Origin of the sequence: Flavobacterium aquaticum, from assembly GCF_003259835.1 — a bacterium.
Taxonomy (GTDB): Bacteria; Bacteroidota; Bacteroidia; order Flavobacteriales; family Flavobacteriaceae; genus Flavobacterium; species Flavobacterium aquaticum.
In genome coordinates, this window is sequence record NZ_QLMI01000004.1 from 307,569 (window position 1) to 321,219 (window position 13,651).

Annotated in this window: 12 protein-coding genes; 8 read left to right on the plus strand and 4 right to left on the minus strand. The window is 32.4% G+C overall.

Annotation, left to right across the window (positions count from 1 at the left end):
• Positions 1-7 precede the first annotated feature (7 nt).
• On the minus strand, positions 8-484 hold the full coding sequence (gene rpsG, locus B0I03_RS08285; RefSeq protein ID WP_026725645.1) for a 30S ribosomal protein S7: 477 nt from the start codon (positions 482-484) through the stop codon (positions 8-10).
• A gap of 25 nt (positions 485-509) precedes the next feature.
• Entirely contained in the window at positions 510-917 is a 408-nt protein-coding gene (gene rpsL, locus B0I03_RS08290; RefSeq protein WP_111566961.1) for a 30S ribosomal protein S12, read from the minus strand.
• A 306-nt stretch (positions 918-1,223) separates the two neighbouring features.
• Here rpsL and B0I03_RS08295 point away from each other — a divergent pair, with 306 nt between their 5' ends.
• The 7 genes from B0I03_RS08295 (at position 1,224) to B0I03_RS08325 (ending at position 10,513) form a co-directional block, all read left to right on the plus strand.
• Entirely contained in the window at positions 1,224-2,837 is a 1,614-nt protein-coding gene (locus B0I03_RS08295; RefSeq protein ID WP_245902975.1) for a BamA/TamA family outer membrane protein, read from the plus strand.
• A 94-nt stretch (positions 2,838-2,931) separates the two neighbouring features.
• Positions 2,932-5,976, plus strand: coding sequence for a SusC/RagA family TonB-linked outer membrane protein (locus B0I03_RS08300; protein WP_111566963.1), 3,045 nt, complete (start codon positions 2,932-2,934; stop codon positions 5,974-5,976).
• Between the two features lie 8 nt (positions 5,977-5,984).
• Positions 5,985-7,472, plus strand: a complete 1,488-nt coding sequence (locus B0I03_RS08305; protein ID WP_111566964.1) for a SusD/RagB family nutrient-binding outer membrane lipoprotein — start codon at positions 5,985-5,987, stop codon at positions 7,470-7,472.
• Positions 7,473-7,483: 11 nt separating this feature from the next.
• The gene (locus B0I03_RS08310; RefSeq protein ID WP_111566965.1) at positions 7,484-8,341 is read left to right on the plus strand and encodes a hypothetical protein; all 858 of its coding nucleotides are present in this window, start codon (positions 7,484-7,486) and stop codon (positions 8,339-8,341) included.
• Positions 8,342-8,353: 12 nt separating this feature from the next.
• On the plus strand, positions 8,354-9,322 hold the full coding sequence (locus B0I03_RS08315; protein WP_111566966.1) for a hypothetical protein: 969 nt from the start codon (positions 8,354-8,356) through the stop codon (positions 9,320-9,322).
• 70 nt (positions 9,323-9,392) lie between these two features.
• A complete protein-coding gene (rlmB, locus tag B0I03_RS08320; RefSeq protein WP_111566967.1) occupies positions 9,393-10,127 on the plus strand; it encodes a 23S rRNA (guanosine(2251)-2'-O)-methyltransferase RlmB in 735 nt (244 codons plus the stop codon).
• 23 nt (positions 10,128-10,150) lie between these two features.
• Positions 10,151-10,513: a hypothetical protein gene (locus tag B0I03_RS08325; RefSeq protein ID WP_146603276.1), complete on the plus strand. Its 363-nt coding sequence runs from the start codon at positions 10,151-10,153 to the stop codon at positions 10,511-10,513.
• Positions 10,514-10,517: 4 nt separating this feature from the next.
• Here the strand turns inward: B0I03_RS08325 and B0I03_RS08330 are convergent, their stop codons facing one another.
• Positions 10,518-11,270 (minus strand): rhomboid family intramembrane serine protease, encoded by a 753-nt coding sequence (locus tag B0I03_RS08330; protein WP_111566969.1) that lies wholly within the window; start codon positions 11,268-11,270, stop codon positions 10,518-10,520.
• A gap of 374 nt (positions 11,271-11,644) precedes the next feature.
• On the opposite strand from B0I03_RS08330, the gene B0I03_RS08335 reads away from it, so the two are divergent.
• Entirely contained in the window at positions 11,645-12,922 is a 1,278-nt protein-coding gene (locus tag B0I03_RS08335) for a replication-associated recombination protein A (protein WP_111566970.1), read from the plus strand.
• A 2-nt stretch (positions 12,923-12,924) separates the two neighbouring features.
• Here B0I03_RS08335 and B0I03_RS08340 read toward each other — a convergent pair whose 3' ends face one another.
• Positions 12,925-13,650 (minus strand): hypothetical protein, encoded by a 726-nt coding sequence (locus tag B0I03_RS08340; RefSeq protein ID WP_111566971.1) that lies wholly within the window; start codon positions 13,648-13,650, stop codon positions 12,925-12,927.
• Between the last annotated feature and the right edge of the window lies 1 nt (position 13,651).

Below are 13,651 nucleotides of genomic sequence, written 5' to 3' on the forward strand. Positions count from 1 at the left end.
ATACGAATTAAAATCTAAAGTGAGAGAATGCTTTATTAGCATCTGCCATTTTGTGAGTATCCATTCTTTTCTTAACAGCAGCACCTTCTTCTTTAGCCGCAGCTAAAATTTCAGAAGCTAATTTTCCTGCCATTGATTTTTCGTTTCTTCTTCTTGCATAAAGAATCATCCATTTGATAGCATAAGAAATTTTTCTATCTGGACGAATTTGCATTGGAATTTGAAATGTAGCTCCACCCACTCTACGTGAACGAACTTCTACGTGAGGCATAACATTAGTTAATGCATCTTTCCAAATCTCTAAAGCAGTTTTTTCTGCATCTTGCTTTTTAGTTTCAACGATTTCTAATGCATCATAGAAAACTTTAAAAGCTGTTGATTTTTTACCATCCCACATTAAGTTATTTACAAAACGTGTTACTAACTGATCGTTAAATTTTGGATCTGGTAAAAGGGGTCTTTTTTTGGCCGCTCTTTTTCTCATGTCTTTTCTTTAAAAGATTTTTAAATTACTTTTTCTTTCCAGTTGGTACAGGTGCTTGTCCTGGTTTTGGACGTTTTGCTCCATACTTAGATCTACGTTGTGTTCTTCCTGCAACACCCGCAGTGTCTAATGCTCCACGTACGATGTGGTAACGTACACCTGGTAAATCTTTTACTCTTCCACCTCTAACTAATACTATCGAGTGCTCTTGTAGATTGTGACCTTCTCCAGGAATGTATGCATTCACCTCGTTACCGTTTGTTAAACGAACCCTAGCTACCTTTCTCATTGCTGAGTTTGGTTTTTTAGGAGTTGTTGTGTAAACACGAGTACACACACCTCTTCTTTGAGGACAAGAATCTAAAGCAGCCGATTTACTCTTCTTAGTTATTTGGGTTCTCCCTGTTCTTACTAATTGTTGAATTGTTGGCATAATTAAATACTAAAAATTTTTACTGTTTAAAATTCCCGCTTTTTACGGGGTTGCAAATGTAGGAATTATTTTTTACTTTCCAAATCATAATTTATTAATTTTCAATGCGATTTGATTTTTGTAGTAATTTGATTGGTATTGTGTTACAAAAAAGAAAGACAAAAAATCACATGAATTGTTGCGTTAGATTATGATACAAGTTCAGAATGACAAAATAGATATAAAATTTATTTTACTTTTTTTCGTTTCTTTACTGCTATGAAATTACTCTTGGGTTTACTACTGTTTTTTTGCTTCCAATTTTCATTGGGACAAAATTTCTATTTAAACATAAAAGGAGCTTCGGAAATTGAAAACAAAAACATCGATAGTTTACAATACGAAACTAAACACGCTTCAGTGGCTTCTATTTTGGAAGAACAAAAACGTTTTGAAAACAAGTTGACGAATCAAGGTTTTTTTGATTGGCAGTTATTGGAACAAAAAAAAGCAAACGACAGCAGTTTTGTTTTTATATACAATTTAGGAAATTCGATAAAAAGCAACACTATATATATAGGTAAACTTTCTGCCGAAGAAAAATCGCTATTACAATTAGAGAAAGACACTTTAACTATTGCTACCAATGAAGTTGAAAATTTCATGAAGAGCAAAATTACGCTTTTAGAAAAGAAAGGGTATTCACTTGCCAATTTACAATTAGTCAATCAACGAAGAATTGAAAATAATTTAATTTCCGATTTACAAATAAAACTCAATGCTAAAAGAAATATTACCGATTTAGTCATTGTAGGTTACGATAAATTTCCAGCAGGAATTAAAAAAGCAATTACCAAAAAAGCCAAAAAAGCAACTTTCAATCAAGACAATTTAAAACAGATTAACGATACTTTTGACAAGTTGCACTTCGTTAATCAAATCAAATATCCAGAAATTTTATTTACAACAGATTCCACCAAGATTTTCGTTTACGTTGAAAAATCAAAACCCAATAAATTTGATGGTTTCATTGGATTTTCAAACGACGACCAAAGTAAATTAACTTTTAATGGCTATTTAGATTTGCAATTGCAAAACATTTTAAACACGGGTGAAAAATTTAATTTGTACTGGAAAAACGACGGCAACAAACAAACTTCGTTTAACATCGGAACAGAATTGCCGTACATCTTTAAAAGTCCGATTGGAATTAAAGCCAATTTGAGAATTTTTAAACAAGATTCCACTTTTCAGAACACTGTGACCGATTTGAATTTAGGTTATTATTTTTCATACAACACAAAAGCTTATATTGGTTATCAAAAAACCACTTCAGTAGATATTCAAAATACAAATTCATTTAGTTTGAATGATTTTACGAACACATTTTTGACTTCGAGTTTTGAATATACCGATTTTGATAACGAAAATTTCATTTTTCCTGAAAAAGCAAGAATCTTCATAAAAGCAGGAACAGGAAATCGAACAATTACATCTCAAAAAACGAATCAGTTTTTTACCCAATTGGATTTGAATTACAATTTTAATTTAAATCCAAAAAACAGCATTTATTTAAGAAATCAGACTTTTTATTTACAAAGTGATGATTATATAATTAACGAGTTGTTTCGATTTGGAGGCATCAATTCAATTAGAGGTTTTAACGAAAATAGCTTACAAGCGAATGTTTTTAGCGGAATTATGGCAGAATATCGCTATTTAGTCGCACCGAATTTATATGTTCACTCCATAACCGATTACGGCTATTTTCAAGACAAAACAGCTGCGATTGATGATAAAATTTTAGGATTAGGCTTCGGATTTGGGTTATTTACCAAAAACGGATTGTTCAATTTAGTTTACGCTAATGGAAGCACGAGCGACCAAGCGATAAAACTATCAAATTCGATTATTCACATAAGTTTTAAGACAAATTTTTGATTTTGTACAAAAAATGTTATAAAAAAGTTAATATTATATTAGGTTTGTTATAAAAAATTTCTGATTTTTGAATTATAAATTCAAATCAACCAATATGAAATCAAAAACTAAATTATTATTAACCTTCTTGGCACTATTGCTAAGTCAGCAATTTTTTGCTCAGGCAAAATCTGTGACAGGAACAATTATCGATGAAGGAGGAGTGCCTCTAGCAGGTGTAACCATCATTGAAAAAGGAACTAAAAACGGAACTCAATCTGATTTTGACGGAAACTACGAAATCAAAGTAAATGATGGAGCAGTTCTTGTTTTTTCATTCATCGGAATGTTGCCACAAGAAGTAGTTGTATCATCTTCTAAAATCAATATTACGATGAAAGAGGATGTAACTGAATTGGAATCAGTTGTAGTTACAGCCTTAGGTATAAAAAGAAAACCAGATGAAATTACAACAGCATCTCAAGTTGTAAAAACAGACGAACTAAATCAAGCGAAAGCAACAAATGCTGCCGTTGGATTAGTTGGAAAAGTATCTGGTTTGCAAATTAACACTATCAATAATGGTGTAAATCCTAGTACAAGAATTCAGTTACGTGGTTTCCGTTCTATTTCTAGAAACAATGAAGCCTTAATTGTAATTAATGGCGTTATTTCCACTTCAGGAGCTTTAGCAGAATTAAACCCTGAAATCATTGAATCCATAAACGTTATTAAAGGAGCCAACGGAGCCGCTTTATATGGTTCTCTTGGAGCTAATGGAGCGATTATCGTTACTACGAAAAAAGGAAACAAAGACCAAAATAAATTTAACATCGCTATAAACACTTCAGTTACTTTTGAAGAGGTTTCAATGTTACCAAAACTTCAAAACAGATTTGGACAAGGCTATCAAGGCGCACAGGATTTTACAGAAAATACAAGTTGGGGCGCAGAATTAGACGGTTCACTTCAACCAACTGGTTTGGAACAAACTTTAATGCCTTACTCTTTTATTAAAGACAACTACAAACCATTTTTCAACACTGGAACCACCATGTTAAACTCTATTGCAGTTTCTTCTGGCGACGAAAATGGCTATGTAAATCTTTCTATTGGAAATCAAGAAACTAGTGGAATTATTCCAACAGACTCATTTAAAAAGAATAACTTTTACTTTAGTGCTGGGAAATCAAATGATAAATGGAGTTTAAATGCAAATGTTCGTTATACTACAAGTCACCAAAATACGGCTGGAGGTGTAGAAGGTTCTATTTACAACTCTTTAACTCAAGTCCCTGTAAATGTACCTGTTGAAGCATTTTCAAATCCTGACAATGCAACACACTGGACGTATTGGGAATTAAATCCATACTGGAGACTTAAAAATGAAAGAATTGATTCAAAAGGGCAAACTATTGAAGGTGTCGGAGAAATTGGATATAAATTCAATAAAAACATCGATGCAATTTACAGAGCAAGTTTTAGAACAACTTCTTTTAATGGTTATGAATTTTTCAATGGTTATAAAGCAGAAGTCGTTTATTGGGATTCTCCTTTTGATTATGTCTCTTCTTATGAAGTTAATAATAGTAATTCAAGAAGAATATATTCTGATTTCTTATTAAATTTTAACTACATGCTTACTAATGACATCTCATTCAAAGCAAACATTGGTAACAACATTACAAATATTGAATCAAATGCTTCTTCTATGAAAGGAGAACGTTTAGTTGTGCCAGGCATATACAATATTTCAAATATTACAGGAAGTGTAGTTCCATACGATTTTAAATCAAAACAAAGAAACGCTTCGATTTTTGGAAACTTCGATTTTGGATATAAAGATTATTTATATGTAAATTTAACTTTCAGAAATGACTTAACCTCTGTTTTAAATCCAGATAACAGGTCTTTTAATTATGGTAGTGCTGGAGTTTCATTTATCCCAACTAAAGCTTTTGAAAATTTTGGTGGCGATGTGTTAACTCATGCTAAAATTTCAGCTAGTATTGTAAAAGTTGGTAACGCAGCTATAAATCCTTACGATATTAATGATCGATTTATTAGTGGTGAAACTGCAGGTTTCCCATACAGCACAATCAACTCTTTCGTTTTAGATCCTACGCTAACGGATATGAACTTGAAAAACGAAGACCTTATCTCTAGAGAAATTAATATAAATTTAGAATTCTTTAAAAGAAGAATTACTTTTGATGCGAGTTACTATACTTCAAAAAACACAGATCAAATTCTTCAGACTTCTCCTTCATTTGCTTCTGGAGCTAACGTAGCTACTATAAACGTAGGTGAATCTACATCAACTGGTCTTGAGTTAGATTTAGGATTAACCCCTATTAAAAATGACAATTTAACTTGGGATATTCGTTTTGGCTACAGTGCACCAAAAACAACTGTAGAAAAAGTAACCGAAACTTCTGTTCAAGCAGCAGTTGGTGATTATTTAGGAACTGCTGGTATTGCGGCAATTGCAGGAGAGCAATTTCCAATGATTGTTGGTACAGGTTACCAAAGAGATGAAAACGGAAATATTATAATTGACGCTTCTTCTGGAGACCCATTAAAAGCCAACAATGTAAAATTAGGAAAAACAACTCCTGACTATATTTTAGGTTTATCAAGTTCATTAACTTACAAAAACTTCAAACTTTCTGGAGTATTTGACTATAGAACTGGACACGTATTTTATGCAGGGATTAAAGATGGTCTAGTTCAAAACGGAACTGATATTTCTACTGCTCAAGGTGGAAGACAACCTTTTATTTTCCCTAACTCTGTAGTTGAAACTTCACCAGGAGTTTATACACAAAACAATTCAGTTACTACATCTGGAGGACAAGATTACTATACTGGAATTTACAGAGAAATAGACGAAAACTTTGTATTAGATGCAACTGCATTCAAATGTAGAGAAATTGCTTTATCATACACTTTCTCAAAAGATTTATTAAGTAGAATTGGAATTAGCAGCTTCTCTGTAGGCATTAACGCTAGAAATGTTTTCATGATTTTACCAAAAGAAAACAGAAATTATACCGATCCTGAATTTTCATTCACTACAGGTAACAATATAGGTCTTAGTACTGGAAATCAAGCTCCACCAACAAGAACCTATGGAATCAATTTTAACCTAACTTTTTAAGAAATACTATGAAAAATATTTTTAAACATATAGCTTTTGGATTAGTAGTACTTACTAGTCTGAATTCGTGCGATGATTTTTTTGATGTAAATGAAGACCCAAACAATCCGACATCTGAAAATATAGACCCTGCAATTGTTCTTGCTGCCACTCAAGTGTACACTTACAATACATTAGCAAGAGATATGAACCAATTAGGTAATCTTATGATGAACAATTGGACAAGAGATGTTGGAGCTTCTAACTCAAGTTATTATTTTAATGAACACAATTACAATGTAACTTCAGATTTTTATTCTAGTATTTTTGAAAATTTACAACTTAGAACTGCTAATTATACATTTATTCAAAACGCTGAAGGAACAGAATACGATAATTATAAAGCAATTGCTAAAATTATGAAATCGTATTATTATCAATATCTAGTAGATTTATATGGAGATATTCCATACACAGAAGCACATAAAAGAAGTACTAATTTAACGCCTGAGTATGATGATGACTTATTAATTTATCGTAATTTAATTGTTCAATTAGATGAAGCAATTGCTTTAATCGACAACGCTCCTGCTGGAAGCTTAAACCCAGGCGGAAATGATGTTATGTTAGGTGGCGACATGGAAACTTGGAAAAAATTTGCTAACACATTAAAACTAAGAATTCTTCTAAGAGAATCAGGAAGAACTGCTTCTGGAACTTATGTTCAAGACAAAATTGACGAAATGGAAGCTGATGGAGCTGAATTTTTAGGCGCTAATGATAATGTAAAAATCAATCCTGGTTTTGCAGCTGCTACTAATAAACAAAACGGTTTTGCTTCATTATTTTTAAATGTAAACGATGCTTTTGTAAACAATTATAGTTCTACTGCTGCAACAAAATATACTATTGAATATTTAACTAATACAAACGATACAAGAAGAAATCGTATTTATGCAGCAGCATCAAACGGGTCATATGCAGGTCATCAACAAGGCGACATTTTAGAACCTGCTACTAACTACCCTGTTTCTCATATTGGTCCTGGTTTATTAATTAACTCTGCTCAAGACGGAATTATATTTACTGCAGCAGAAAGTTTCTTACTTCAAGCAGAAGCTGTACAAAGAGGATATTTAACAGGATCTGCTAAAGATTTATACGAAAGTGGTATTAAAGAATCATACAAAATTTTAGGATTAACAGAAGGTGATGCAATTACCTACTATAGTCAATCTATCTCACTTGTTAACTGGGATAGTTCAGCAGGAAACGAAATTGAGGCAATTATCAACCAAAAATGGATTGCTTTAAACGGAATTAATGGTGCCGAAACTTGGATTGAAAACACAAGAACTGGATTCCCAGCTCACGTGCCTTTATCTACAGTAGCTCCAGGAAGTTCAAGACCAATTCGTCTTCTGTATCCAAGTTCTGAAATCGCAGGAAACACAACAAATGTTCCTCAACAAACAGAAGCACAAGCATTTACTAGTAAAATATTTTGGAACGAATAAAAAAAAGAAATATGAAAAAAATTAAAATTTTATCATTAGCGTTATTCGCTCTTTTAATGATAACATCGTGTGTTAAAGACGATGATGAAAACACAGGAAATGGTGCTAGAGTTGTAGGATTTAGCAAAAGTTTTAACTCTTATATTTTTACAGGAGCTGATACTGAGCCCTATTTAATCAACGAAAAAATTAACCTTGTTGGTGGTGCTAACGGAACACCATCAAATGAAGATATTGTTGTTTCTTTTACAATTGACCCAAGTAGTACAGCCATTCAAGGCACTGATTATACAATCACTGGTTCAACTACAACATTAGCTGCAGGTTCAGATTTTACTCAAATTCCAATTACGGTAGATCCTTCGATTCTTCCAGGAAATACTCCTAAAACAATTGTAATCAATTTAGAAGGAACAGACTCAGATAATGCAGTAATTGCTGATGATAAAAAGCAAATTACAATTACCATTGCAAAATGTGAATCTAACTTAGCTGGAACATATAGCCTTGTTGTTACAAGAACTGATAACAATACAACTTACTATTTCCCAAATGAAGAAATTACAGAAATTAGTATTGGTCAATATGTAACTTCTTCAACAGGTCCTTATGGAAATGGAGATTTAACTTCTGATGGTGCTCCTCGAGATGGTTTTGTATTCAATGATGTTTGTCAATCTATACAAATTGAAGAACAATATCTTGGTGACTACTACTCTAATTTAGTTGAAGGTGATAGCGACTCAGGTTTTGTAACACTTGACACCGATACTGGAGAAGTAGAATCTATAACCATGTATTATTCAATTAGAGGCTTTAGTAGCGGTACAGCACGAAGAACTTTTACAGCAGTATACACTAAACTTTAACATCGATTCATTATGAAAAAAATAAATATATTACGATTCTTATTTACAACGGCGCTTTTTTCGTCACTTGTAATAATTACATCTTGTAACGACGACGATGTTGATTTAGGTAGTAAAGTAAAACCTGTTTTAACATCGAGTACTACAACTTTCACAGCTAAAGAAGGTGATGTAGTAACTTTAGACTTCACTTTAGATAAAGCTATCAACAAGCCTATTCAATACCGATTGGTTATGTTAGACGAAAGTACAGCAACAGATCTTGAAGACTATTCAATTCCTGGCTGTCGTAGTAACGATCCTGACTGTGTTGCGATTGAAGAAAATGGAGGACCAGTTGGTTACATTTTTGAAATTCCAGCTTATACTACATCTTACAGTGTTGACATCTCTTTACTTAACGATTTAGATATTGAAAGCACAGAGAACTTAAAATTAAAAGTAGTTTCTAACAGAACATTATTAGGAACTGTTGGTGATTTAGTTTTTGATATCAACATTGAAAATTCAAGCGATTTAGTAATCGACTTAAATTGGTCAGGTACTTTTGATGATGGTGGAACAACCGTTGATAACTGTGACTTAGATATGGACTTAGAGCTTATCGATAGTGATGGCAATTACATTGATTTTAGTTACAGCAATTGTCCAGAACAATTAACTTTAAGTACTTCAATGCCTGATGGAACTTATTATTTAGATGTTAGTCTTTGGACAACTTCAGGTTATAGTCAACCAATAAACATTCCTGCTTCTGTTACATTTAACAAACCAGGAATACCATTAGTAGAAACTGAAAATGTATCTTCTTACTTCCCTATGGATCAAGGCGGATTAGATGATGGAAACTCGAATGCAATTATAACATTTGAAATTACAAAAGTGGGGCATACTTTTACCATTACAAATCCAGACAACCAAGTTGTATTCCAAGGAAGAATAGCAAAAAGAACAGGGAACAGAGTTAATTTAAAAAAATAAACTCAAAAAGTTCTAAAAACATAAATTTAAAACCACTTCAATTGAAGTGGTTTTTTTATACCTTTGCCACATGGAAAAAGACAACCAAATATTCGGGATTAGAGCAATAATTGAAGCAATTAACGCTAAAAAGGAAATTGATAAAGTATTCGTTCAAAAAGATGCACAAGGCGACTTGATGCAGGATTTGATGAAAACGATGAAAAGAAACAACATCAACTTCTCCTACGTTCCTGTTGAAAAACTAAACCGATTAACTCCAAATAATCACCAAGGTGCGGTGGCAACCATTGCTCCTATTTCTTTTGTTGCATTAGAAACTATGGTTGAAAGTGTTATTGAAACTGGTAAAAAACCTTTATTCCTAATTTTAGATCAATTGTCAGATGCACGTAACTTTGGCGCTATCATCAGAACTGCTGAATGTACGGGTGTTGATGGAATTATCATCCAAAAACAAGGTTCAGCTCCTGTGAATGGTGATACCGTTAAAACTTCGGCTGGAGCAGTTTTTAATGTGCCGATTTGCAAAGTAGATCATATTAAAGATGCCATTTTCTATTTACAAGGAAGCGGAATCAAAACTGTTGCTGCTACAGAAAAAACAGACCAACACATTTACGACATCAACTTCAACGAAGGCGTTGCCATTATTATGGGTAGCGAAGACCGAGGTGTGAATCCTTCTGTATTAAAAATTGTTGATGAAAAAGCAAAATTACCAATGTTTGGAACTATTGAATCATTAAATGTTTCGGTAGCTTGTGGTGCTTTTTTGTATGAAGCGTTGAGACAGAGAATGTAGTTCAGTGTTCAAAATTAATAATTATGAGAAAAATATTCTTTTGTCTAATTTTTCTTTTTTCAATTTTATCATTTAGTCAAAATACTTTGATAGGAAAATTTTGCTCAAATTCTAAAGAACAAAATACAATCTCAACTATCCAACAAAGTTGTTTTACTTTTAAAGAAGACGGAACTTTTATCGAAGAAATTAAACTTGATGTCTCTATAGTTTTAACAGGTAAATATCGTTTTTCAAACAATATAATTGAGTTAATTTATAATGATGAAACGAACGAAACTTCAATTTTAAAAATCATCAAGATTACTAACAAGAAAATTGTTTTTAGATATTTATCAAAAGACAAAAGCAGCAAAAGAAACACGCTTTACAAATCAATCCAATAGAAAATTACTTCTTCCCTCCTAAAAACTCATAAACAACTTTCATTGAAGAATTAAAATATTCTCTAATCACTTCTTCAGGTTTTGGTGGTGGATTAAAATTTCCTTTTTCATCGAAGTTTTTCATGAATGGATCGAGTTCAGGATTGAAATCGGGTTTTTCCCATTCATAGAAAATAGGTTTTGAAAATTGAGGTGTTTTTAGAACTAAAGCCAAGGCTAATCCCACAAGAAATCCTGCTAAATGGCCTTCCCACGAAATACCTTCTTTTACATTAGGAAACATATACCAAACACTTCCTCCGTATAAAATTACGATGGTAAATGATAAAGCTACCAATCGATAATATTTGGTAAAAATACCTTTGAAGAAAATAAAACTCACTAAAGCATAGATTAATCCACTCGCACCAATGTGATAACTTGGTCTTCCTAGCAACCAAGTTCCTAATCCTGAAAATAGAATTCCTAAAAGCAAAACCACGAACGATTGCTCTTTATAGAAATATCTCAAGATTGGCAACAACACTAATAAAGCAACGGAATTATTTGCCAAATGCTCAATATCGCCATGTAAAAATGGACTAAATAGAATTCCTTTTAATCCATACACTTCTCTTGGATAAATTCCAAAATGAGACAAATTATGTTGAAATTGTAATTCATACCAAAAAACCGACCATAAAGTCAATACAAAAAATAACGGCAATAAAATGACCGCTTTTGTAAACTGAAAAGGATTATCGTGTTGTTTTTCCATATTGAATCGAACTCAAAGATAAAGCCAAAAAGATAATTATGAAATTATGGCAGACTTATTTAAAACACATAGTCACATAAGTTTTTAATTTTTAACGCAAAGTCGCTAAGTTTTTCGCAAAGTAAGCCAAAGAAAACCTCTAGAATTAAAATGTAATTGATTCTAAAAAAGTTCGGTAAAAGATATAAACCTTCAAAGAAAATTGCCCACTTGAAGGACTTTTGAGGTATTCATAGCGTTACACTTTTACAGAGTTCACAAAGCGAAGTCTATATAATCTTAAATAAATGAAATGCCTTTAATCAATAATTTTAAAACCTATGTTTCTATGTGGTAAAACTAAAAAGAATCGCATATTTTTGTAATTTTACGACATGAATCAACCATTAGCCGAACGCATTCGCCCACAACAATTATCGGATTACATCAGCCAATTGCATTTAGTTGGACCTGAAGGTTCGTTAACACAACAAATTGCCAAAGGATTAATTCCAAGTTTGATTTTATGGGGACCTCCAGGAACTGGAAAAACTACCTTGGCACAAATCATGGCGCAAGAAAGTAAACGTCCGTTTTACCAACTAAGTGCCATACATTCGGGTGTAAAAGACATTCGTGAAGTTATTGAAAAAGCGAAGCAAAGCAATGGTTTATTCACAGCTAAAAATCCGATTTTATTTATCGATGAGATTCATCGCTTTAGTAAATCGCAACAAGATTCTTTATTGGCGGCGGTGGAAAAAGGTTGGGTTACATTAATTGGAGCAACGACTGAAAATCCAAGTTTTGAAGTCATTCCCGCTTTATTGTCAAGATGTCAGGTATATGTATTGAATGCATTTACTAAAGATGATTTGGAAGCCTTGTTATATCGTGCGATGAAAACTGATATTCAATTACAAAATAAAGATATTCAGTTAAAAGAAACTGAAGCTTTGTTAAGACTTTCAGGTGGCGATGGAAGAAAATTATTAAACATTTTCGAATTAGTCATTAATGCTACAGAAAGCGATACCATTGAAATTACAAATGAAAAAGTAATGCAATTGGTGCAAAAAAATACGGTATTGTATGACAAAACTGGCGAACAACATTATGATATTGTTTCCGCATTCATAAAATCGATTCGCGGAAGCGACCCGAATGGTGCGGTGTATTGGCTAGCCCGAATGATTGAAGGTGGAGAAGATGTAAAATTCATTGCCCGTAGAATGCTAATTTTAGCTAGTGAAGATATTGGAAATGCGAATCCAACCGCTTTGATTATGGCGAATAATACATTTCAAGCGGTAACGACAATTGGTTATCCAGAAAGCCGAATTATTTTGAGTCAATGTGCGATTTATTTAGCAACTTCAGCAAAAAGCAACGCCAGTTATATGGCAATTGGAAAAGCGCAACAAATGGTCAAACAAACTGGCGACCTACCGGTTCCTATTCATTTACGAAATGCACCAACCAAATTGATGAAGGAATTAGGTTACGGAGAAGAATACAAATACTCACACGATTTCCCAAACAACTTTGCCGAACAAGAATTTTTACCTACTGAAATATCTGAAACTAAATTTTTTGAACCAGGAGAAAATGCTCGTGAAAAAGAATTACGTCAATTTTTGAAAAATCGATGGAAAGATAAGTACGGATATTAGTCTTAAAACTTAACTTCAACATTTTCTGAAAACAATTTATCTCCTTCATAATATTCAAAAAACCAACCACTAGTTTTTTTCATTAAAACACCTGATCTAGAATCTTTATGAGCTAAAAAAACATTTTCAGCAGAAGTTTTCTTTAAAACAAAAATCGTTTCTGGTTTATCGTTTACAAGTTTATAACCGTTAGCCGTTGGAATTGCAAATAAAGTGTTTGTGGCTTCATTACTAGTAATAATTTCGTTTTTAGAAACTTCTACTACTTCTTTTGGAGTTTCCACAACTTCAACATTTTGAATTACGTCTGCTTTTTTAAAATTTATTTTTCCTTTAAGTGATGATAAGGCTTCTCTGAAAGTTTGTGTGTAAGCTAATTTATATTGTTTTTCTCTACTTGTTCCTAATTCACTTTTTAGCAACACGTTATTTGTACAATCTTTTAATTCAAAATGAATCTTAGTTACAAACATATTGTTGTTTTCTAAAGCATTTGCATATAAAGCTAAACATCTGTTTTTAGATAATTCATCTGGAAGTTTTTCATTATCGTAATACACTTCAAAACCTTCACTTTGAAAAAAAGATTTGCTTAATTCATTAAGTCCAAACTTATTTGGCTCTGTAAAAAAAGAAAACTGAGACGGAATAATGATGTATTTATAACTTTCTTGAGCAACAGAAACAAAACTTAAAAACAATCCGATAATTAAAACTACTTTCTTCATA

What these genes read in the sequence shown, in the direction of transcription:
- B0I03_RS08305 (WP_111566964.1), top strand. Translation starts at nt 5,985, where the DNA reads ATGAAAAATATTTTTAAACATATAGCTTTTGGATTAGTAGTACTTACT.
- B0I03_RS08325 (WP_146603276.1), top strand. Translation starts at nt 10,151, where the DNA reads ATGAGAAAAATATTCTTTTGTCTAATTTTTCTTTTTTCAATTTTATCA.
- B0I03_RS08330 (WP_111566969.1), bottom strand. Translation starts at nt 11,270, where the DNA reads ATGGAAAAACAACACGATAATCCTTTTCAGTTTACAAAAGCGGTCATT.
- B0I03_RS08300 (WP_111566963.1), top strand. Translation starts at nt 2,932, where the DNA reads ATGAAATCAAAAACTAAATTATTATTAACCTTCTTGGCACTATTGCTA.
- B0I03_RS08310 (WP_111566965.1), top strand. Translation starts at nt 7,484, where the DNA reads ATGAAAAAAATTAAAATTTTATCATTAGCGTTATTCGCTCTTTTAATG.
- rpsG (WP_026725645.1), bottom strand. Translation starts at nt 484, where the DNA reads ATGAGAAAAAGAGCGGCCAAAAAAAGACCCCTTTTACCAGATCCAAAA.
- B0I03_RS08335 (WP_111566970.1), top strand. Translation starts at nt 11,645, where the DNA reads ATGAATCAACCATTAGCCGAACGCATTCGCCCACAACAATTATCGGAT.
- rpsL (WP_111566961.1), bottom strand. Translation starts at nt 917, where the DNA reads ATGCCAACAATTCAACAATTAGTAAGAACAGGGAGAACCCAAATAACT.
- rlmB (WP_111566967.1), top strand. Translation starts at nt 9,393, where the DNA reads ATGGAAAAAGACAACCAAATATTCGGGATTAGAGCAATAATTGAAGCA.
- B0I03_RS08340 (WP_111566971.1), bottom strand. Translation starts at nt 13,650, where the DNA reads ATGAAGAAAGTAGTTTTAATTATCGGATTGTTTTTAAGTTTTGTTTCT.
- B0I03_RS08315 (WP_111566966.1), top strand. Translation starts at nt 8,354, where the DNA reads ATGAAAAAAATAAATATATTACGATTCTTATTTACAACGGCGCTTTTT.